At 63.8% G+C, this 19,799-nt stretch carries 19 protein-coding genes; 7 read left to right on the plus strand and 12 right to left on the minus strand.

Annotated elements, in window-relative coordinates; all coding sequences use genetic code 11:
* Position 1 precedes the first annotated feature (1 nt).
* From uraH to MAB_RS14890, 4 genes are all read right to left on the minus strand, one after another.
* On the minus strand, positions 2-328 hold the full coding sequence (gene uraH / locus MAB_RS14875; RefSeq protein WP_005057392.1) for a hydroxyisourate hydrolase: 327 nt from the start codon (positions 326-328) through the stop codon (positions 2-4).
* Complete coding sequence (gene uraD, locus MAB_RS14880; protein ID WP_005076325.1) at positions 325-867, minus strand: 2-oxo-4-hydroxy-4-carboxy-5-ureidoimidazoline decarboxylase; 543 nt, start codon at positions 865-867, stop codon at positions 325-327. The genes uraH and uraD overlap by 4 nt, the downstream gene beginning before the upstream one ends.
* A complete protein-coding gene (locus tag MAB_RS14885) occupies positions 854-2,848 on the minus strand; it encodes a solute carrier family 23 protein (RefSeq protein WP_005111438.1) in 1,995 nt (664 codons plus the stop codon). Before MAB_RS14885 ends, uraD begins: the two co-directional genes overlap by 14 nt.
* A gap of 121 nt (positions 2,849-2,969) precedes the next feature.
* Complete coding sequence (locus MAB_RS14890) at positions 2,970-3,680, minus strand: GntR family transcriptional regulator (RefSeq protein ID WP_005057387.1); 711 nt, start codon at positions 3,678-3,680, stop codon at positions 2,970-2,972.
* A 155-nt stretch (positions 3,681-3,835) separates the two neighbouring features.
* Between MAB_RS14890 and MAB_RS14895 the strand changes: the two genes are divergently transcribed.
* Complete coding sequence (locus MAB_RS14895; RefSeq protein WP_005057383.1) at positions 3,836-4,576, plus strand: aspartate/glutamate racemase family protein; 741 nt, start codon at positions 3,836-3,838, stop codon at positions 4,574-4,576.
* On the opposite strand, the gene puuE is transcribed toward MAB_RS14895, so the two are convergent.
* A complete protein-coding gene (gene puuE / locus MAB_RS14900; RefSeq protein WP_012296613.1) occupies positions 4,531-5,508 on the minus strand; it encodes an allantoinase PuuE in 978 nt (325 codons plus the stop codon). The two genes, MAB_RS14895 and puuE, sit on opposite strands and share 46 nt — an antisense overlap.
* 1 nt (position 5,509) lies before the next feature.
* Between puuE and MAB_RS14905 the strand changes: the two genes are divergently transcribed.
* Positions 5,510-7,192 carry an NCS1 family nucleobase:cation symporter-1 gene (locus tag MAB_RS14905; RefSeq protein WP_005057378.1) on the plus strand — a complete coding sequence of 561 codons (1,683 nt, stop codon included), beginning with the start codon at positions 5,510-5,512 and terminating at the stop codon, positions 7,190-7,192.
* On the opposite strand, the gene MAB_RS14910 is transcribed toward MAB_RS14905, so the two are convergent.
* The gene (locus MAB_RS14910; protein WP_005093643.1) at positions 7,180-7,746 is read right to left on the minus strand and encodes a nucleotidyltransferase family protein; all 567 of its coding nucleotides are present in this window, start codon (positions 7,744-7,746) and stop codon (positions 7,180-7,182) included. The two genes, MAB_RS14905 and MAB_RS14910, sit on opposite strands and share 13 nt — an antisense overlap.
* Before the next feature lie 92 nt (positions 7,747-7,838).
* On the opposite strand from MAB_RS14910, the gene dctA reads away from it, so the two are divergent.
* The 5 genes from dctA (at position 7,839) to MAB_RS14935 (ending at position 13,687) form a co-directional block, all read left to right on the plus strand.
* Positions 7,839-9,200, plus strand: a complete 1,362-nt coding sequence (dctA, locus tag MAB_RS14915; RefSeq protein WP_005090140.1) for a C4-dicarboxylate transporter DctA — start codon at positions 7,839-7,841, stop codon at positions 9,198-9,200.
* Between the two features lie 25 nt (positions 9,201-9,225).
* On the plus strand, positions 9,226-10,476 hold the full coding sequence (locus tag MAB_RS14920) for a DUF6986 family protein (RefSeq protein WP_016893984.1): 1,251 nt from the start codon (positions 9,226-9,228) through the stop codon (positions 10,474-10,476).
* 27 nt (positions 10,477-10,503) lie between these two features.
* Complete coding sequence (gene alc / locus MAB_RS14925) at positions 10,504-11,520, plus strand: allantoicase (protein ID WP_005111443.1); 1,017 nt, start codon at positions 10,504-10,506, stop codon at positions 11,518-11,520.
* A gap of 250 nt (positions 11,521-11,770) precedes the next feature.
* The gene (locus MAB_RS14930; protein WP_005069105.1) at positions 11,771-12,661 is read left to right on the plus strand and encodes an aldo/keto reductase; all 891 of its coding nucleotides are present in this window, start codon (positions 11,771-11,773) and stop codon (positions 12,659-12,661) included.
* 33 nt (positions 12,662-12,694) lie between these two features.
* Positions 12,695-13,687 (plus strand): alpha/beta fold hydrolase, encoded by a 993-nt coding sequence (locus MAB_RS14935; protein ID WP_005111446.1) that lies wholly within the window; start codon positions 12,695-12,697, stop codon positions 13,685-13,687.
* Here MAB_RS14935 and MAB_RS14940 read toward each other — a convergent pair.
* The 6 genes from MAB_RS14940 to MAB_RS14965 form a co-directional block, all read right to left on the minus strand.
* Positions 13,684-14,583 (minus strand): SDR family NAD(P)-dependent oxidoreductase, encoded by a 900-nt coding sequence (locus tag MAB_RS14940; protein ID WP_005111448.1) that lies wholly within the window; start codon positions 14,581-14,583, stop codon positions 13,684-13,686. The two genes, MAB_RS14935 and MAB_RS14940, sit on opposite strands and share 4 nt — an antisense overlap.
* A 282-nt stretch (positions 14,584-14,865) precedes the next feature.
* The gene (locus MAB_RS14945; RefSeq protein WP_005115305.1) at positions 14,866-15,345 is read right to left on the minus strand and encodes an anthrone oxygenase family protein; all 480 of its coding nucleotides are present in this window, start codon (positions 15,343-15,345) and stop codon (positions 14,866-14,868) included.
* 107 nt (positions 15,346-15,452) lie between these two features.
* Positions 15,453-16,547: an MCE family protein gene (locus MAB_RS14950; RefSeq protein ID WP_012296615.1), complete on the minus strand. Its 1,095-nt coding sequence runs from the start codon at positions 16,545-16,547 to the stop codon at positions 15,453-15,455.
* Between the two features lie 242 nt (positions 16,548-16,789).
* A complete protein-coding gene (locus tag MAB_RS14955; RefSeq protein WP_005111457.1) occupies positions 16,790-17,659 on the minus strand; it encodes an alpha/beta fold hydrolase in 870 nt (289 codons plus the stop codon).
* Positions 17,656-18,924, minus strand: coding sequence for an acyl-CoA dehydrogenase family protein (locus MAB_RS14960; protein WP_005111459.1), 1,269 nt, complete (start codon positions 18,922-18,924; stop codon positions 17,656-17,658). The genes MAB_RS14955 and MAB_RS14960 overlap by 4 nt, the downstream gene beginning before the upstream one ends.
* The gene (locus MAB_RS14965; RefSeq protein WP_005111461.1) at positions 18,921-19,787 is read right to left on the minus strand and encodes an SDR family oxidoreductase; all 867 of its coding nucleotides are present in this window, start codon (positions 19,785-19,787) and stop codon (positions 18,921-18,923) included. Before MAB_RS14965 ends, MAB_RS14960 begins: the two co-directional genes overlap by 4 nt.
* Between the last annotated feature and the right edge of the window lie 12 nt (positions 19,788-19,799).

The raw sequence follows: 19,799 nt of genomic DNA on the forward strand, positions 1-19,799 counted from the left end.
CTCAGCTGCCGCGGTAGGTCGAGTAGGCGTACGGACTCAGCAGCAGCGGCACATGCAGGTGCCCCGCGGTTCCGTCGGCCCGGAAGCTGATGATCACTTCCGGATAAAACCCCTCGATTCCGTTGTCGGTGAACCATGTTCCGGTGTCAAACACCAGCCGATAGTCGCCACCGGCCAGCGCAGTCCCAGCGAAATCACCGATTCTTCCATCAGAATCCGTTGTACCACTGGAGAGTTCCTGCCCCGCGCCGTCGTGCAGCGTCACCCGCACGCCCTGCGCGGGGCGTCCGGACACCGCGTCCAGCACATGGGTGCTCAATCCCGTCATGAATCGCCTTCCGTCTCCATGTCGTCGGCATGCCGCCCGGCAGGACCAAGCATCCGTGCCAGGCGGCTGCGATTGATCTTGCCCAACTCCATTCTCATGACCCGACGTTCGTGCTGCGGATCGTTCTTGATCCGCTCCTCGAGAATCGCCAGCAGTTCCTCCGCGGGTCGCCCGTTGGCGAATACCAGATATACATAGCCGAAGCGCTTCTCGTACTCGGCGTTGCGCTGCCTCAGCCGATCCAGGACCTCGGTGTCGGCACCTGTCACACCGGATTGCTCGCGCCGTGATGCCGCATTATCGGGCCGTTCCCCGATGCGCGGATGCCCATCAAGCGCCTCGTCCACATCCGCCTCGGTGAGCTCGGCCAGGATCAAATCCGCACGGTGGTACAGCGCCTCCTCATCGCGGAACGGGCGCCCGGCGGCAACCCGTACCGCCCATATCCGCGACGCGCAGCACTCGTACAGCCAATGGATCGCCTGGTTGTCGCTGAGCTCGTTGAAGCTCTCGATTCCCCGCCAGTCAACGCGTCGCATGAAAATCCTCGAAGCGCCCGAAACGAGCGGCCGTGATGGGATTGGCATCGGCCACCAGATCATCGAATCGGTAGTTGGCGATCTTCGCGATCTCGATGAGGGCAAAGGAGCGCTCGCTGGTCGCCGAATTCTCCATCCGGCTCCAGCCGCTGCGGAGCAGCCGTTCATACCGTTCGGTCTCCCTCGCACACACCACCAGCGGGAAGCCGAAATGCTCGCGATAGGCAGTGGCAAGGCTCACCACATTGTTCAGCTCGGCCTCGTCGAGCGTCTGCAGAATCGTGTGATCCACGGCCACCATCTCTCCAGCTTCGTCCTCGGCGCCCAGATCGGGGAAGGATCCGATGAGTTCGAGCTGCTCCTCGTCGCTGCCGGTGAGCATTGCTTCCTGAAAAGCACTCCGCAAATCGTGCGCGTCGGCAAAGGGACGCTGCCGATAGGCGCGATCCACCACCCAATGCACATCCTGAACCAGGCCACCGAAAGTACGTCGAAACTGCTCCAGTGTCATCTCGTTGACCTGCGCGAGCCGAATGGCACCTCCCCCGGCGACCGCGACGCCACGGCTGCCCGTATGGAAGAACAGCAGATTCAGCACGATGGCCGTGATGGCGCCCATCGTGATGCCGGTGCTGAACGGAATCTGCAGTAGCCCCGGCACGGCCTGGTCGATTCCCGGCAGCGCGGGTACCGCGATGCCGCGGCCGTGGTCCAGCACTGTTGCCGGGCCCGAAGATTGGGAGAACTGCACGTACATGCCCATGGCCAGTGAGGTGCTGGCGATGATCAAATTCCGGTGATCATTGAAGTCGACCTTGCCCAAGGTCTGGATACCGACCACGGCCACCGTCGCGAACAGCGTCATGGCAGCCCCGCCCAGCACCGGGGCCGGAATCGACTCCACGATCTTGGCGGTCTTGGGCAGCACACCCAACACCATCATGATCACCCCCGCGGCCGCTACCACCCAACGGCTCTTGACACCGGTCAGGCGCACCAGTCCGACATTCTCCGAGAACGCGGTATAGGGAAAGGAGTTGAAGGTGCCGCCGATCACGGTGGCGATGCCATCGGCGCGCACGGTCGCGGCGATATCGGCCCCGCGCACCCGCTTGCCCACGATCTCGGCCGTGGCGAAGACCGCACCGGTGGACTCCACCGCGGTCACCATCAGCACCACGATTAGCGATACCACGGCGATCACATCGAAGCGCGGCGCGCCGAAGGCAAACGGCGACGTGAATCCGATCCAGTCCGCCTCACCGACACGGCCGAAGTCCGTGTCCCCGGCCAGCCATGCGACAACGGTGCCCGCGACCAGCCCCAGCAGCACCGCGATGGTGCTCCAGAAGCCCCGGAAAAATCTCTGCATCAACACAATCGCCCCGATGGTGCCCAGCGCGTACATGAGCCAGCGCCCGTTACCAGGATCGTGCGCGGCGACCGGGCTATGCGGGTTACGGGTGGCGTCGCCGATACCCACCGGCAGCAGCGATACGCCGATGATGGTGATCACCGAGCCGGTCACGACAGGTGGAAAGAATCGGATGAGCCGGGCGAAGAACGGTGCGATAAGGAAGGTGAACGCTCCCGCCGCGATGACGGCGCCGTACACCGTGAGCAATCCGACTCTGCCGCCACCGTGGTCGTTGGCGATTTTGATCACCGGCGCCAGGGTGGCAAAGGTGACCCCCTGCAGTAGCGGCAGCCGCACCCCGATCTTCCAGAACCCAACCGCCTGCAGGATCGAGGCGACACCACAGGTGAATAGGTCGGCGGTGATCAACATGGTCAGCGCCTCGGCATCCAGATCGATGGCACGTGCGATGAGCAACGGCACCAATACCGCGCCGGCGTAGAACGCGATCACATGCTGGATGCCCAACGTGACAAGTCTGCCTGTCGAAGGCACCTCGTCAACGGGATGAACCTTCTTGCGCTGGGCTCCGGGCGCGGCCGGTCGCGTGGTATCGGCGCTCATCGCGGAACCTCCCTGCCTCGACGCACCCGCGCATACCCACCCGGACGCGCAAGCGACGCTAGATCGAACGTGTTGCGGCCAGGTTGCCGGCTGCCTATATTTTCCCAGCGGCCCCACTCCGCTATGCCTCGGCGACCACATCCAATTGTCCTGCGGCAGCAACTATCACCGACTCCAGGCGATCGTGATGGGTAGCCGCGACGGACAGCAAGGTGTCAATATCCCGGCTTGCCGCCGCTGTGATCATCGCCTCATGATCGGCATGTAGCTGCAATTGATCGGATGCCGACACCGTTCGCATCACCTGAAAAGGTTCGGTCAGATTCCACGTTGCCTCGAACATGTGTAAGAGCCGGTGCATGCCGCAGGGCAGTACCAGGGCGCGATGAAAACGCCGGGAGTGCACATGAAAAGCACGGGCGTCGTCTTCGACGGTTGCCTGTTGCAGCAGCTGATGCTCGGCGAGCGCGCGATCCACGTCCTCCGGCGTAGCACGCGCAGCGGCCTGAGCAAGTGCGGCCCGCTCGAGAACACCACGGGTGAAATAGATCTCACGCAGCTCCGGCAGCGTGAGCTGGGCTACGCGGTACCCTCCGTTGGCCCGATGATCGACAAGTCCTTCCGCCACAAGGGTCTTGAGCGCCTCCCGTACCGGGATGGGGCTGATTTGATAGGTGTCGGCCACCTCACCGATGGGGATCATCGAACCTGGCGGTGCCGCACCGTCGAGGATGGCCCGCCGCAACCCGTCGAGCACGCTGGTCTGGTCGTGACCCGACCTGGTGGCGCGCAGCTCGTTGATCAGCCGCCGGTAGCGGAACGTGCGTGACATTCGCCCTCCATCGCCGTCGGCCAGAACCCGATCTTGTCAGTGGTGACGTCCCGGCGCCATCGCTGGCGACACGGAGTTAACACGAACGTTTCATGGGCACCGGCCGGTGACTACCCATCGCCCCAATCATGCGAGGCCGACGTACCCTGTCGGCCATGCGCATACGCGTGATCAACCCCAACACCACCGAGGCCATGACGAAATCCATCGCCGCCGCGGCGCAATCGGCGGCCTGGGCGCAAACCAGCGTCACCGCCGTCAACCCCTCGATGGGTCCGGCGTCGATAGAGAGTCACTACGACGAGGCCTTGAGCGTGCCCGGCATCCTGGCCGAAATCCGCCGCGCCGAATCCGAAGGGACCGACGGGTACGTGTTGGCTTGCTTCGGTGATCCAGGACTGGACGCGGCCAGGGAGCTGGCCACCGGCCCGGTGCTCGGCATCGCCGAGGCCGCCATGCACACGGCCAGTCACCTCGGCAGGGGTTTCAGCGTGGTCACCACCTTGGAACGCACCGCCGGTCGCGCCTGGGATCTGGCCGAACGCTATGGGATGTCGCGTTTCTGCCGCGGGGTCCACGGTTGCGATATCGCGGTACTGGATTTGGAGCAGAACCCGCGCACCCGGGACATTCTCGTCGAACACTGCCGTCGCGCGGCCCATGACGACGGCAGCGATGTGATCGTGCTGGGCTGTGCCGGAATGGCCCGGTTATGCCGGGACATCTCCGGCGAGATCGGACTACCGGTGATTGACGGGGTGACCGCCGCGGTGAACCTGGTGCAGTCGCTGGTGTCCATGGGCCTGCGCAAGTCCGGCCACGGCGAGTTCGCCGCACCACCAATCAAACCCTATGCGGGACTACTCGATTCGTTTGGTTCGGTGCCCGCCGGATGAACCCGGCGCCAATGTTCGGCGATGTCGATGCGTTTGGTGATCCACACACCGTCGTGAGCTTGCACATGATCGACAAACCGTTCGAGCGCGACCGTCCGCGCCGGCCGGCCCACCAGCCGGCAGTGCAGGCCCACCGACAGCATCTTCGGGCTGCCCGCCTCCCCCTCGGCGTACAGACAGTCGAATGCGTCCCGCAGATGCGTGAAAAACTGTTCTCCACTGGGGAACCCGGCCGGCGAGGAGAATCGCATGTCGTTGGTGTCCAGGGTGTAGGGCACCACCAGATGGTCGGCCACGCCACCGGGGGCAGGTACCCGCACCCAGTACGGCAGATCATCGGCGTACGAATCCGAATCGTAGGAGAAACCCCCGTGCTCAACCACCAGCTGCCGCGTCTGCGGTGAATCGCGCCCGGTGTACCACCCCAACGGAGCCTGGCCGGTCAGGTCACGCAAGATCTGGACGGCCTGCGCCATGTGCTCCCGCTCGATATCGGGTGGCACCAACTGGTAGGACTGCCAGCGCAGCCCGTGACAGGCAATCTCGTGCCCGAGCTCACCGAACGCGGACACCGCCTCCGGGTTGCGCTGCAACGCCGTCGCCACCGCGAAGATGGTCAGGGGCAGACCGCGGCGCTCGAAGACCCTCAAGACCCGCCAGAGACCGGCCCGTGAACCGTACTCGTACAGCGATTCCATGCTCATATGACGGTTGGGGAACGCCTCGACCGGGACCATCTCCGATAGGAACGTCTCCGAGCCCGCCGATCCGTCCAGGACGTTGTTTTCTGCACCCTCTTCGTAGTTGAGCACGAACTGCACCGCAATCCGCGCGTTGCCGGGCCACCGCGGGTGCGGTGGCGTGCGCCCATAGCCCACCATGTCGCGGGGTGTCGCGGGTGGCGCCTCGTCATGAGCCTCGTTATGAGCCATCGTGGGCACGATAGTAGGCGGCCCGCTCTACCGCACCGAATCACGTTCCGGCGGCTCCATTCTGATCCAGGAAAATATTGTTTCCGCGCAACACCACGGCAACACCGGCCGCTTAGTTTCGGGAGTCACCAGCCTTCCCGGCTGGTCGGATACCGGAGGAGATTGTGTGAGCGGCGTACTCACGGCGGATGCCGTCGCCCCGACCGGCGGACACAGTGCCGCCGGAGACAGTGTGATCAAGCCCGGGTACGACCCCGCATTGACCAACGGCGACCTGGCACCGCTGCGGACACAGACCTGGACCAGCTACAACTTCTTTGCGTTCTGGATGTCCGACGTGCACAGCGTCGGCGGCTATGTCTTCGCCGGAAGTCTTTTCGCGCTGGGCATCTCAGCCTCGCAGGTACTGCTGGCCCTGCTGGTCGGCATCGCGGCGGTGTATTGGCTGTGCAACCTGGTGGCGCGTCCTTCTCAGCAGACCGGTGTGCCGTATCCGGTGACCGCCCGCATCGCGTTCGGAGTGCGCGGCGCCAATCTTCCCGCCGTGATCCGCGGTCTCATCGCCGTCGCCTGGTATGGCATCCAAACCTATTTAGCTTCAACAGCATTTGTACTTCTGGCGGTCAAGTTCCAGCCTTCGCTGGGCCGCTATGGCAATGCCGGCGAGTACGGCTTCCTCGGTCTGTCGTTACTGGGATGGGGCGGTTTCCTGCTGATGTGGGTCTTGCAGGCCGCCGTCTTCTGGAATGGCATGGAGGCGATCCGCAAGTTCATCGACTTCTGCGGGCCCGCCGTGTACGCGGTAATGCTGGCACTTGCGCTGTATCTCGTCGTCGCGGCCGGTTGGGAAAACGTGCATTTCGGCCTGGCTTCGGGCCCACCGAAATCCGGGTTCGCCGCGTTGGCAACGATACTGAGTGCGATTGCGTTGGTGGTGTCCTATTTCTCGGGACCGATGCTCAATTTCGGAGATTTCTCCCGATACGGCCGCACCTTCGGCGAAGTCAAGCGCGGCAATTTCCTCGGTCTACCGTTGAACTTCCTGTTCTTCGCGGTGTTGGCGGTGTGCACGGTGTCGGCCGGCGCAACGGTCATCGGACGCGGCGAAGACGGCGCCATCATCACCGACCCGGTGCTGATCGTGGACAAGATCAACAACACCACCGCGGCAGTGCTGGGCGTACTCACCTTCGCGATCGCCACTATCGGGATCAACATCGTGGCCAACTTCGTCTCGCCGGCTTTCGATTTCTCCAATCTCGCCCCGACCCGGATCAGCTGGCGCACCGGCGGGATGATCGCGGCGGTCGGCTCGATCCTCATCACCCCATGGAATCTCTACAACAACCCGAACACGATCCACTACACACTCGATGCGCTCGGCGCCGTAATCGGTCCCCTGTTCGGCATCCTGATCGCCGACTTCTACCTCGTGCGCCGCCGCGCGGTTGTGGTGGACGACCTGTTCACCCTGTCACCGTCGGGGACGTACCAGTACCGCGGTGGCATCAACCCGATAGCCGTGACCGCGACAGTGCTAGGCGCCCTGCTGGCCATAGCGACCGTGATCTGGGGCAGTCCATATCTGGCGACCTTCACGTGGTTCGTGGGCGCGGGTATCGGCTTCGCCGTCTATCTCGTGGGCATGCGCTACACGCCGCGGCACCTGATTTACGGCCGGTAGTCGTGGTCGGCGCCGTCGGCGAGATGCTCACATGGCACCTCGATCACATCAGTACGCGCGGCCAGGTAGGGACCGGCTCCCCGGTCGGCAGCCAGCGCACTCAGCACCGGACCGACGTGCTCCGAACCGAGGTATACCGGGTGCCCCGGCCGCCCCGCAAATGTCGCCCGGACAAGCGCCGAACGGCGGCCCCCACTGGCACGCAGCACCATCCGCACCACCTCCGGCCCGACGGACGGCAGGTCCACCAAGTGGATGAGCACCCCGACCACGTCCGTGCGCGCGTGCACCAGTTCCAGCACCGCCCGTACCGACTCCGACACGCCGTCCCGCCACCGTGCGACCTCGATGCCGTGTGCGGGCGAGGGCATCTCGACAGACACAGCACCCTGGGTCACGTAGACCTCCTCGCAGCCGCCCCGGTCCAGCGCGGTGACGGCCAGCTCGAGCCACCGTCCGTTCGCGGCGAGGATCTTCGGCATGCCGTAGCGATTGCCGGCCCCGGCCGCCAGCACCGCACCGACGACGACACCTGCCGTGGGGTCAGGTTCCATCTCCCTATCGAACCGCACACCCATGTCGTGCGTAATACGGGCTGAATCCGGTGTTCACATCCAATAAACAGGCCGTGGTTACGGTCGCGCCCATGCCGACCGCGATCGAGGTACCCGCCAGCGAGATGGTGCGTCTGGCGAACAAGCCGCCCTGGTATCGCTCGCTATTCGTCCAGCTTCTGGTGGCGATCGTCGCAGGTGTGGTCATCGGCTGGCTGTGGCCGGGCCTGGGCGCCGACCTGCGCCCCTTGGCCGACGGTTTCATCAAGCTGATCAAGATGCTGATCGCCCCGATCATCTTCTGCACGGTGGTGCTCGGCATCGCCCATGTCGGCGACCTCAAGTCCGTCGGCCGCATCGGCGTCAAGGCGCTCATCTACTTCGAGGCGGTAACCACCTTCGCGCTGCTCTTCGGCCTGCTGGTGGGAAATCTCGCCAAGCCGGGAGCGGGCTTTCACATCGACGCCGGGACGCTGGCGACCGGGGCCGACGCCATCGCGAAGAAGACCAACAACGGGGAGCTACCCCACACCGTCGAGTTCCTGCTCGGCATCATCCCCTCATCCATCGTCTCGGCCTTCGCCGAAAACGCCTTGCTTCAGGTGCTGTTCTTCGCGGTGCTGTTCGGCCTGGCGCTGGCCAAGTTCGGCGAATCAGGTCCGCCAGTGGTACTCGAATTCATCGACCACCTCAGCCACATCTTCTTCACCATCATCGGGTGGATCATGCGGCTGGCGCCGGTGGGAGCGCTTGGCGCGATGGCCTACATCGTGGGCCAGTACGGCATCGGCTCGTTGAGCAGCTACGGCAAGCTCATCGCCGCCTGCTATGCCGCCGCGCTGCTGTTCATCGGCGTTCTGGCGGTGATCGCCCGGCTCTTCGCGGGGGTGAACCTCTGGAGGTTCGTCGTCTACATCAAGGACGAATTGTTCCTGGCTCTCGGCACCGCCTCCACCGAGGTGGTATTGCCGCGCATCATGACCAAGCTCAACCACGCGGGGTGCTCCAAGACCACCACCGGGCTGGTCATCCCCACCGGGTACTCCTTCAATCTCGACGGAGCCACCTTGTATCTGTCGATCTGCGTGCTCTTCCTTGCCCAGGCCCTGGGGGTCAACCTGACCCTCGGCGAACAGATCACCGCGGTGCTGGTGCTGATGTTGACCTCGAAAGGCATGGCGGGCGTGCCGGGTTCGTCATTCCTCGCACTCTCGGCGACCGTGGCCGCCATAGGCCACGGCGCCATCCCGGTGGCAGCCGTTGCGCTGCTGCTGGGCGCCGATCGCATCATGGACTCGATGCGCGTCTCGGTGAACCTACTGGGCAATTGCGTGGCGACGCTGGTGGTGGCCCAGTGGGAAGGCCAGCTCGATAAGGACCGCATGTGCAAGGTTCTCGCTGGTCAACAGGTCGTGAACGAGCCCGAGGGGGAATCGGCAGCTGCACACCCCTGAGCACCGCACCCACGAGTCTGCGAACATGGGACCCGTGGCAGCGGCATCCTCATCGAACCCAGTAGATGCCGGCAGCCCCGGCTGGCTGACTCCGATCGCGGAGTTGCTGACGGCCGCCGACGCCGAGCTCGCCACTGCCTATCCGGAGACGCGCGATGAACCGCAACCCATCCACACCGTGTACGTCAGCGCGGCCCTGGCCGACGTCGAGCTACCCGGGCAATGGGGAGCATCCGCACTGGCGCTGACCGCGCGTCACGAACCGTCGCTGGCGGCGCTCGACACCCAGGGCGTCCTGCCCCGCGTCAAGGAACGCCTTGCCGCCGACCCCATCCAGGATCTGCGGCTGGACTTCGAGGACGGCTACGGCTGGCGCGGAGACAGCACCGAGGACGCCGACGCCCGCAAGGCGGGACGCACGTTGCGCGCACTGTCGATAGCGGCGAATCCTCCTGCGATACTGGGCATCCGAATCAAGGGCCTCACCTCATTACACCTGCGGCGCAGCGTGCGCACCCTGGAGCTGGTACTCGACGGCGCATCTGGGGTGCCACGGGGCTTCGTGACGACCATCCCGAAATTCCGCACCGTAACCCAAGTCGAGGCGGCACTGCGACTCTTCGACGAGCTAGAGCGTGTGCACGGATTACCCAGCGGCTCACTGCGATTCGAGCTGCAGATCGAGAGTCCGCAAGCGGTGCTCGGTGCCGACGGCGCCGTCACCTTGGCCAAGGCAATCCATCTGGCCCAGGGGCGCCTGACCGCGTTGCATTACGGCACGTACGACTACAGCGCGGCCTGCGGGATCGCCGCCGAACAGCAGTCCCTGGAGCATCCCGTGGCCGACCACGCCAAGGCGGTGATGCTCGCCGCCGCGGCTCAGACGGGTGTATGGGTGTGCGACGGCTCCACGCAGGTGAACCCCGAGGGCTCACCCGAGCAGCAGGCCGCGGCGCTCACCCGCCACCACCGGCTGGTCACCCGCGCACTCGAGCGCGGCTATTGGCAGGGGTGGGACATGCACCCGGGACATCTGGTGACCCGCTGGCTGGCCACCTACGGATTCCACCGGCGCGCGCTGGCGGTGGCCGGTCCGCGCATCCTCGCCTACCTGCAGCGCCAGGGTGGCGGTGTCGTCGACGAACCGGCGACGGCCCAAGCCCTGGCGACCGGGATCCTGCGTGGCCTGGACTGCGGCGCCTATACCGACAGCGCGCTACCGCCGGGATGCGACCGGGCGGTACTGAATCAACTCGTGCAACGCACCCACAGCTGACGCTGCGACAGGAGGAACCGACCAGCGATGACCGGCAACGCACCCGCGGGGCTGCCCGACTTCACCATGCTTCCCGACTTGGCGCTGCGCCCCCTGGGCGGGGCGGTGATCTGGGCCAACGACGATCTGTTCGCCGAGAAGGAGAACCTGATCAAACCCGGGCCGGCCGACTACCGGCCCGCGACCTTCGGGCACAAGGGACAGGTCTATGACGGATGGGAGACCCGGCGCAGGCGTGACCCGGCCGGCGATCCCGGCCATGACGCCGCCATCGTGCGGCTGGGCGTCCCGGGGGTGATAGCGGGCGTCGTCGTCGACACCGCGTGGTTCAAGGGAAACTACCCGCCCGAGATCTCGGTCGAGGCGACGGAAGTCGAGGGATACCCGCCGGCGGCAGAGATAGCTCGAGATGCCTTATGGCACACCATTGTCCAGCGCACCAAGGTCTATGGCGACAGCCGCAATCCCTTCGACGTCGATTCGCCGCGACGCTGGACTCACGTGCGGTTGACCATGTATCCCGACGGCGGGGTGGCACGACTGCGTGTGCACGGCCATGGGCAGCCGGATCCACGGTTTCTGCAGGCCGGACAGTTTGACCTGGCTGCCATCGAGAACGGCGGCCTGGTCACCGACTGCTCCAACCGGTTTTACAGCTCACCCCAGAATCTGCTGTTCCCTGGTGTCGCACGAGTCATGGGCGACGGATGGGAGACCGCCCGTCGCCGCGACGGCGCCAACGATTGGGTACATGTGCGGCTCGCCGGGGAGGGCTTGATCAGACTCGCCGAAATCGACACCTCCTACTTTGTGGGAAACAGCCCCGGGGCGTCAGCCCTGCAAGGACTAACCGCACAGGGCGATTGGGTACCGCTGCTAGCGCGAACCGCTCTGCAACCGGACACCCGGCACCGCTTCTTGTTGGACGGCCAGCAGCCCGTCACCGACGTGCGGCTAGACATCTACCCCGACGGCGGGCTGGCGCGGCTGCGCTTGTTCGGTGAGCTCACCGCGGCGGGGCGGGCCTCCCTCCAAGGGCATTGACGCCACCTACGCCGTCCCGCACCGAGGTTTCCGACTCCTGCCGTGTAAGGATCTTGTAAACCCGGCGCCCACTCGCTCGACGAAATCCCTTGCTATTCAGGGATTTCAGGAAGTTCACAGCTATTCTGTGAGCCGCGCCATAGGTGCCGATTTCAACTGACAGTTCTACAGTTTCAACTGTCACAAGGACGTGTCGCTCCCGGGTATCAATTCCACTGCTCCTTCAGCCGCAGAGTGATTGGAGTCCGTAGTGCATCCATGCACTGTCCCCACAGTTCGCTTCCATAACGGTGTCGACATCCCCCAGCTGGGCCTCGGTGTCGCCGCCATCCCCGACGCAGAAGCGGAAACCATTGTCCGGCAAGCACTTGATGCCGGGTATCGGCATATCGATACCGCGACCAGATACGGCAACGAGCGCGGCGTCGGCCTCGGCATCTCTCGCTCGGGTGTATGCCGGGAAGAAGTTTTCGTCACCACGAAGCTATGGGTAGACGATTTCCGAGATGCCGCCAGCGCTTTCGCGCGGAGCCTTGAGGCGCTCGGCACCGACTATGTGGATCTATTCCTCATTCATTGGCCCGCACCGGATTACGGACAGTATGTGACGGCGTGGCAGCAGATTGTGCAGCTGTATCTCTCCGGCGACATCCGCGCCATCGGCGTATCCAACTTCGAACCTGAGCACGTGCAAGCCATCGTGGACGCGACCGGCGTGCTGCCGGTGATCAACCAGGTGGAACTACATCCGTACTTCCAGCAGCGAAAGTTGCGGCAGTTCAACTCAGATCGGGAAATCGTCACCGAGGCCTGGAGTCCCCTTGCCCAGGGCATCGGTACCGCCGAGGACTCGCCGCTGGCGGCGCTGGCCGCCAAGCACAACAAGACACCGGCTCAGCTGATCCTGCGTTGGCATATCGAGCTAGGACATGTGGTGATCCCGAAGACATGCTCGCCCCAACGGTTGACGGAGAATCTGCAGATCTTCGATTTCAGTTTGTCCCCGGAAGATCTGGACGTGTTCGCTCAGTTCGACCAGCCCAACGGCAGACTCGGAACACACCCCAACGAAGGATTCTCGGCGCACCATTCGGCGCGCAGTAGATGGCATCGGGACCGGCTGGCCAGACGAGCCGCCTAGTCAGCGGCCCGGGCTTCTTGCGGTCGCGCGGACGTGTTGACCGGTCCGCGCCGGCGCCCCCGCATCACATCAATAGAATCGGTGGCCGTGGCTGAACAAGACAAGACGGAGTCCGTGCCGGCCAAGGGAGAAGTGCCCTCCCTTGATGTGGAAGGCTCCGGAGTTCAACCCCCGGTCTCACCGGGCATACGCCGGGCTTTCTGGTGGTTGGAGCGCTTCGCACCCGGGATCGGATCACGCTGGGCGGTCGAGCTGTGGTGTACACCACCGGTCATCGAGTCCAGCCTGCGCATGCCACCGGGAGTGCCCGCCGGTGAACCCCTGGAGGCCCACTGGAACGGCCACCGGATCGCTGGCGAGTCCTGGGGCGAGGGTCCCACGGTCTACCTCGTACACGGTTGGGGTGGGCAGCGCCCCCACTTGGGGATTTTCATCAAGCCCCTGCTCCAGGCGGGGCATCGGGTCATCGCCTTCGACCTCCCCAGCCACAACGAGTCCGAGCACGGCGCGCTGGCGCCCGGACGCACCACGCTCATCGAGTGCGCCGACGCGGTGGCCGCGATGATCGAGAAGCATGGGCCCGCTCGCGCCGTAGTGGCACATTCCCTGGGTGCCAACGCGACCACCTTCGCCGCGGCCAAGGGCGCACCGGTGGGCCGTGTGGTCTACCTGGCGCCGATGGGCGACTTCCCGCTGTACCTGGATCTGTTCGCCGCACGTCATGGCTTCGGCCCACGGATACGCGCGGGGCTGCAACGGCAGCTGGAGCGGCGCATCGGCATGACCCTGCCCGAAACCGAATTGGTCCGGGTCGCCGCCCAAGCCGGCCATCCACCGCTGCTGCTCATTCATGACCCCGACGACCCCGATACTCCCTACGCGTCGAGCGAACAGCTGGCGCGGTCGTGGCCCGGAGCGCGCTTCATGGCCACGAAGGGACTCGGCCGGCTCGCGCACTACCGAATCTTGCGGCACCGCCCCGCCATCAACGCGGGCCTGGAATTCATCGGTTCCGCTTCGGGTTAGCCGATGCCGGGAGACGAGGCCGGCGCCGCTCCCGCCTTCTGGCCGCGCGAGGAATACCAGCGGTAGTAGTCGTTCTGCACCCTACTGACAATCCCCGGCACCGCGCGATAGGCGTCGCGGTACAGGATGCCCAACGGATTGTTCACTTCGGGGCTCTGCCGCCGAATCGCCCCGACGACCATGTCGACACCCTCATCCAGCGTCAGTGAGGCATACTCGCTCCAGTCCGTCGGGGCGATCATGTCGGTCGAGACCAATGGCAGATGGACATTGGTGACGCGCACGCCGTCGGCCCGGCTCTCGATACCCGCGATGCGCAGCACCGCATCCATGGCCGCCTTCGATCCGACATAGGCGGAGAATTCGGGCAGGTTGCCCAGCACCCCGATCGACGAGCTGTGCACAATATGCCCCGAACCGCGGGCACGCATGCCGGGCAGCAGGCGCAGCACCAGTCCGACGCCGCCGAGGTAGTTGATCGCGACCGTCCGCTCATAGTCATGAAGCCGATACTCGGAATCAGCCACCGAACGCATGATCGATCGGCCCGCATTCAGCACCAGAATGTCCGGCGCCCCAAAGCCTTCGAGCACCGCATCGGCCACCGCGTCCGCCCCCGCGGCCGTGGACAGATCACCGGGCAGAGCGTGGGCAGCGCCACCACGTGCGGTGATACCGCGCACCACCTCGCCGAGCTCATCGGCACGCCGCCCGGTGACGATGACGATGCCTCCCGCCTCGGCTACGCGTTCGGCCAGCCTCCGGCCGATCCCGCTTGACGCGCCGGTGACCAACACGGTACGGCCATGCACGCGCTCGGCGAGCGGCGGCGTCCAGGGGTAGGTGACTCCAATGGGCTTGGTGAAGACGTTGATCATGTGCCTGACGGCCCGCATCCGATCACTCCATTTTCCCTGCGCTGTCGGCTTTTTCACGAGCCATCATCATGTTGACATCGCACGTTGTCAAGATGGCGCGCAGACTTGCGGATGAGCGATGCCGGTTGATGAAGCACCGCAAGGTGCGTCTCCGTGGGGCGGAGCAGCCTCAAACGAGACTGCTGCAGCCGCAGCCCGGGGCGAGGTGGCGTGAGATCCGTTCGGCCCCATGCAGAAACTGGTTTCTTCTCCGTCTCGAGGAGTACCCACGGAGCTCGGCGAGAAATTCGCTCGCAGGAGTCAATCCGTCACGTGCATTGCCATGGCCGCGGTGAATATCACGCAGCTCAGGGTTGCCGCGAGGACACGGCCATGGTTGATTATCGTCCACTTTCGCTCGAAGGCATGTCGCAATGCGTGCCATTGCTCATCGGTCTGCGGAATCGGCGCCTTAATGATGGCCAGATTCAGCGGAATGTTTCCAGCGTAGGTCAGCGCCAGCGTCAGCAGATAGAGCACCAAGCCCAGTACGACCGGCAACGCCAGCGACGTTCCGGCCGTAAAGGCCAGTACGACCGAGACAAGCTGACTCACGAGGGCAAGAGCTGATACACAGAGAAACACCGGGTTAGCCACCGACGAGACCAATGCTCTGATCGCCAAAACCATTGAGCGGTCATCTATTTTACGCAAACCCGGCATGACACTGTTCGAGTACGCAAACACTGTGCCGGCAACCAATCCGGTTGTGACAATCGCCACCGCCATCGCCACCGCCATGATTGTTTTCACTATTTCTCCGCTCGTCTCGTATCCAAGCCCTAGCAGTGGCGGGCTCGCCTACTCTGGCCATGACACAACCCTTGCCGAATCCTTAGGTCGCCTGCCTATTTTTGTCCCATCGCCGCTAAACCGTCGAGTATGTATGTCAGCCCGAAGTCGGGTCCGAAATCTTTCATCGTGCCTGTGCTGCAACCCAATTGGCGTAGTCCCATAAGATTGCAGATCTCTTTGATGTGCTGGCTGTCGAACAGTATGTGATCGACCATGGCGCGGGTGCGGACAGCGCCGTTGTCCTGGTCGATGATGTTGTAGAGATTGTCAAGGGCTAGAGGTAGCACGTCGACGAGTTCGGTGAGCTCTCGTTGCTGGTCGACCAAGGTCTTGAAAGCGCCGTCTCCGTTGAGTACGGATTGTTTGATGTGATCGCGATTAGTTTCCAGAACCTCTGCCGCCTGCTTCAGCACATCATTGAGTTTGCGCCCAACGCTGCCCGTGCCGAGACTCTCATCGTCAACTATTTGGCTCAATTGGTGAATGGTTGAGGTGAATTCTCGTAGCTTACTGTCGTTGCGGGCCGCCGCGTCCATCAGGGTACCGACATTTTTGATAACAGTCGCGAGCTGCTCCGCCGTCACGCGGCCACCGTCGGCGCCCAGCCGCAGTGCCCGTGACAGCTCATCGAGAGCGCCTTTGATCTTCTGCCCGTTACCGTCTACGGCGTCAGCACCGGTGTTCACGATGTCCGCTACAGGCCCGCCGCCCTCGCCATCGCCCCTAAGTGAGATCGACAGCTTGTCCAGTACGGCCACCACGCGGGAGAATTCGACAGGTGTCTTCGTGCGGTTCAACCCGATGGTCTCGTTATCGTGCATCACCGCCCCTCCCCTGTACGGCGGAGTGAGTTCGATCTGACGGTCGGTCAGGATGGAGGTCGAAATCGTCACCGCCTGCACGTCAGCCGGCAACGCCACCTGCCTATCGACAGTGAATTCGACCTCAACATAGCCACCCTCGGGGGTGATCTTCTCGACACTGCCCACACGCATCCCCAGAACCGCAACCGTGCTACCCGGATACAAACCGGCGGCACTATCGAACTGCGCCGTCACAGTGATGTAGCGGCGATGCTGCGTCGGCCAGAGTGCCCCCACGCCGCATATCACCGCCACCATCGCCAACACCGGCACCACGCGAACCATGCCAACTCTGTTTGACACCCGCAGCTCCTTCTTGGCCCTGGCGCTCCCGATAGACAATCCCCCCGCCGCTACGCAGCACCACTCGGGCGCCCTTGATGTGGTCCGTCACCATGCGGCTAGTCACAATGGCGGTCCTCCTTGACATTGCATTTCCAGAATGTGATGCCGATCAACGCATCAGTCCCGGTCATCTACGTGAGGTCCGCAGGACCTCTCGCGCCGCTCATCTCGCCGGCGCTCTTCTATCCAGAGTGCGCCGCGTCCGGCTGTCTAGGTTCAGAGATTCGGTCACAAAAATCCACGATCAGCCGGGTGACCTCATCCGGGTTGTCCAACTGTGGGCAATGTCCGGAAGCGGGAAGGATTACCAATTCACTCCCCGGAATCTGTTGTTGCAGAGCCCCGCTCGAATGTATTGGGATGATGCGATCACGTCCGCCATGTACAACCAGTGTCGGGCAACTGACCTCTATGCCGCTGTGGCTACCCAGGGCTTCATGCGCGTAGCGGCATGCGTCGCGTCCCAGCCGAGCCACTGCCGAAGGCCCAGAGATCAGTTCGCACCAGTACGCCACCACCTCCGGATCGGCGGCAACGCCGGGCCCGTAGAGCATCTTCGGCACAAAGTACCGAGCCGCACGGCGCAAGGTACCTGCCGGTACCGGCATGCGGCTCACCCATGCCCAAAAAACTTCGGGGACGGACCAACGGCGGACGATTCGTGCGATGAGGTGCCGCGAGTTCAGTGGATCATCCAGGGCGATAAGAGCTTTCACCTCGTTTTCGCGGCGCGCAGCGGCACGCACCGCCGTCGCGGCACCGAGTGAGTTGCCGACCAACACCGCTGGTCCCGCAGCGGCCAGGACGGCGTCCGCGAACACGTCGAACTGCGCAAGCAGGGGGCCAGGCGGCCGGGGGGCCGCATGTCCGAAGCCGGGCAAGTCAACCGCGATGGCCGCCCGGCCGGCCGAAGCCAGCCGGGCAAGCACCGGTCGCCACGTCAGGGCGCTGTCGGAGTATCCGTGCAGCAGCACTATCGGCGGACCACCACCGGGAACGGATAGCACGCGGGTGACAACGCCGCCATATTCAGCCCGGGATTCGGCAATCATCCGGCCAGTAGTCCCTTGGCGATATGGGTGACTTGCACCTCATTACTACCGGCATAGATCATCAGTGACTTCGCGTCGCGGGCCAGTTGTTCAACGCGGTACTCCGCCATATAGCCATTGCCCCCGAACAGCTGAACCGCGTCCATCGCGACATCGGTTGCCGTTTCGGAAGAATAGAGTTTGATCGCCGATGCCTCGGCCAGCGACGGCATCTTGCCATGCTGCAGCTTCTCCAGTGTCTGGAACACCATGTTCTGCACGTTGATCCGAGCCACTTCCATCTTGGCGAGCTTCAGTTGGATCAGCTGAAACTGGCCGATGTTCTGGCCCCACAGAGTGCGCATCTTGGCGTAATCGAGGCAACGCCGGTGACATTCGTTGATAATCCCCAATGCCATCAGAGACACACCCACTCGCTCGGCGGCGAAGTTCGCTCGTGCACTCTCGCGGCCGTCGCCACCTCCGTGTTCTTCGGTTTCTCCAAGCAGCCGATCCGCCGTGATCCGCACATTGTCGAAGAAAAGCTCGCCGGTGGGCGAGGACATCATGCCCATCTTCTTGAACGCCTTGCCCTGAGTCAGACCCGGCATACCGGAGTCCAGCACGAAGGTAAGAACCTTACGGTTCCGGCGATCCATGGTCGGATCGTCCTCGTCAAGCTTGGCGTAGACAATCAGCACGTCGGCATCGGGACCGTTGGTGATGAACGTCTTCTGGCCGTTCAGGATGTAGTCGGCACCATCGCGCTTGACGTAGGTCTTCATCCCGCCGAACGCGTCCGACCCGGCATCCGGCTCGGTAATGGCCCAGCACGCTATCTTCTCCAACGTCACCAGTTCCGGCAGCCACCGCTCCTTCTGCGCCAACGTTCCACGACTCATGATGGTCGCCGCCCCCAGACCGATACTGACGCCAATGGTGCTCAGCAGACCGATGCTGACGCCTGCCAATTCTGATACCAGCACGGCCGCCATCGAGACCTGACCAGCGAGGTCTCCCAGACCACCCGAAGCTCCCCCGCGTTTCTCCGGTTTAGGCTCGCCGGCGGCGATCGCCGCCGCTTTGAGACGCTCCTTGTCGAGAATCGTCTTGATCGCTTCGGCAGCCACCACGTCCAGACCGAACTCGCTAAACAGTGTGCGAGCGATCGGGTATGGCGAGAGTTCACCGCTTTCCAGCCCGTCGCGATGCGGTTCGACTTCTTTGTCAATGAACTCACGAACGCTTTCGCGGATGAGTTCGTCGGATTCCGACCATTCGATCATGGCAACCTCACCGCGATGTCATCGATCTGCCAGATATCTTCGGTCTCAATGGTCTTCACGTCATGCCAGCCAGCCAGTTCCGAGATCGCACCACCCTGCACGGCGAACACCTTGCCGCTCAGCGGGCATTTCTCGGATGCCAAGTACGCCACTAGGGGCGAAATGTTGGCCGGGCTGAATAGGTCAACCTCCCCGTCTTCTGGTTCACCCATCAGAGCACCCATGCCAGGCGTGGCCAGAGTAAGTCTGGTGCGCGCGATCGGCGCTATGGCGTTGACCCGCACGCCGTAGCGCTCCAATTCTTCGGCGGCGACCAATGTCAACGCCGCAATGCCCGCCTTGGCCGCACCATAGTTCGCTTGCCCTGCATTGGGAACTGTCAATCCCGATCCCGATGCGGTGTTGACGACGGCGGCATTCGGCTGACTACCGTCCTTGCTCTGCGACTTCCAGTACGTTGCCGCGTGCCGGAGCACCGAAAAGTGGCCCTTGAGATGCACAGTCAATACGCTGTCCCATTGGGATTCATCCATGCCCGCAATGAATCCGTCCCGCAGAATACCGGCGTTGTTGACCACCACATCCAAGCCCCCGAACTCACTGATGGCCTGCTCAATCAGCCCTGCGGCGCCGTCCCAGGTAGCGATGTTATCGGTGTTCGCGACGGCTTTGCCTCCCGCAGAGACAATTTCGTCAACAACCTGGTGCGCAGGCCCCGCGTCGGCGCCCTCGCCCTCGTTACTGCCACCCAGGTCGTTCACGACGACACTGGCTCCCTCACGGGCGAACAACAGCGCGTGTTCGCGTCCGATACCGCGACCGGCACCGGTGATGACGGCGACCCGTCCTTCCAAAACTCCCACCTGAATACTCCT

Origin of the sequence: Mycobacteroides abscessus ATCC 19977 (genome assembly GCF_000069185.1) — a bacterium.
Lineage (GTDB): Bacteria > Actinomycetota > Actinomycetes > Mycobacteriales > Mycobacteriaceae > Mycobacterium > Mycobacterium abscessus.

Bases quoted from the DNA above. Each gene is read 5' to 3' on its own strand.
- alc (WP_005111443.1), top strand. From the start codon at position 10,504: ATGACCGGCAACGCACCCGCGGGGCTGCCCGACTTCACCATGCTTCCC.
- uraD (WP_005076325.1), bottom strand. From the start codon at position 867: ATGCGACGCGTTGACTGGCGGGGAATCGAGAGCTTCAACGAGCTCAGC.
- MAB_RS14920 (WP_016893984.1), top strand. From the start codon at position 9,226: ATGGGACCCGTGGCAGCGGCATCCTCATCGAACCCAGTAGATGCCGGC.
- MAB_RS14890 (WP_005057387.1), bottom strand. From the start codon at position 3,680: ATGTCACGCACGTTCCGCTACCGGCGGCTGATCAACGAGCTGCGCGCC.
- MAB_RS14885 (WP_005111438.1), bottom strand. From the start codon at position 2,848: ATGAGCGCCGATACCACGCGACCGGCCGCGCCCGGAGCCCAGCGCAAG.
- MAB_RS14945 (WP_005115305.1), bottom strand. From the start codon at position 15,345: ATGGCGGTGGCGATGGCGGTGGCGATTGTCACAACCGGATTGGTTGCC.
- MAB_RS14895 (WP_005057383.1), top strand. From the start codon at position 3,836: ATGCGCATACGCGTGATCAACCCCAACACCACCGAGGCCATGACGAAA.
- MAB_RS14960 (WP_005111459.1), bottom strand. From the start codon at position 18,924: ATGATCGAATGGTCGGAATCCGACGAACTCATCCGCGAAAGCGTTCGT.
- puuE (WP_012296613.1), bottom strand. From the start codon at position 5,508: ATGGCTCATAACGAGGCTCATGACGAGGCGCCACCCGCGACACCCCGC.
- MAB_RS14955 (WP_005111457.1), bottom strand. From the start codon at position 17,659: ATGATTGCCGAATCCCGGGCTGAATATGGCGGCGTTGTCACCCGCGTG.
- uraH (WP_005057392.1), bottom strand. From the start codon at position 328: ATGACGGGATTGAGCACCCATGTGCTGGACGCGGTGTCCGGACGCCCC.
- MAB_RS14950 (WP_012296615.1), bottom strand. From the start codon at position 16,547: ATGGTTCGCGTGGTGCCGGTGTTGGCGATGGTGGCGGTGATATGCGGC.
- MAB_RS14910 (WP_005093643.1), bottom strand. From the start codon at position 7,746: ATGGAACCTGACCCCACGGCAGGTGTCGTCGTCGGTGCGGTGCTGGCG.
- dctA (WP_005090140.1), top strand. From the start codon at position 7,839: ATGCCGACCGCGATCGAGGTACCCGCCAGCGAGATGGTGCGTCTGGCG.
- MAB_RS14940 (WP_005111448.1), bottom strand. From the start codon at position 14,583: ATGCGGGCCGTCAGGCACATGATCAACGTCTTCACCAAGCCCATTGGA.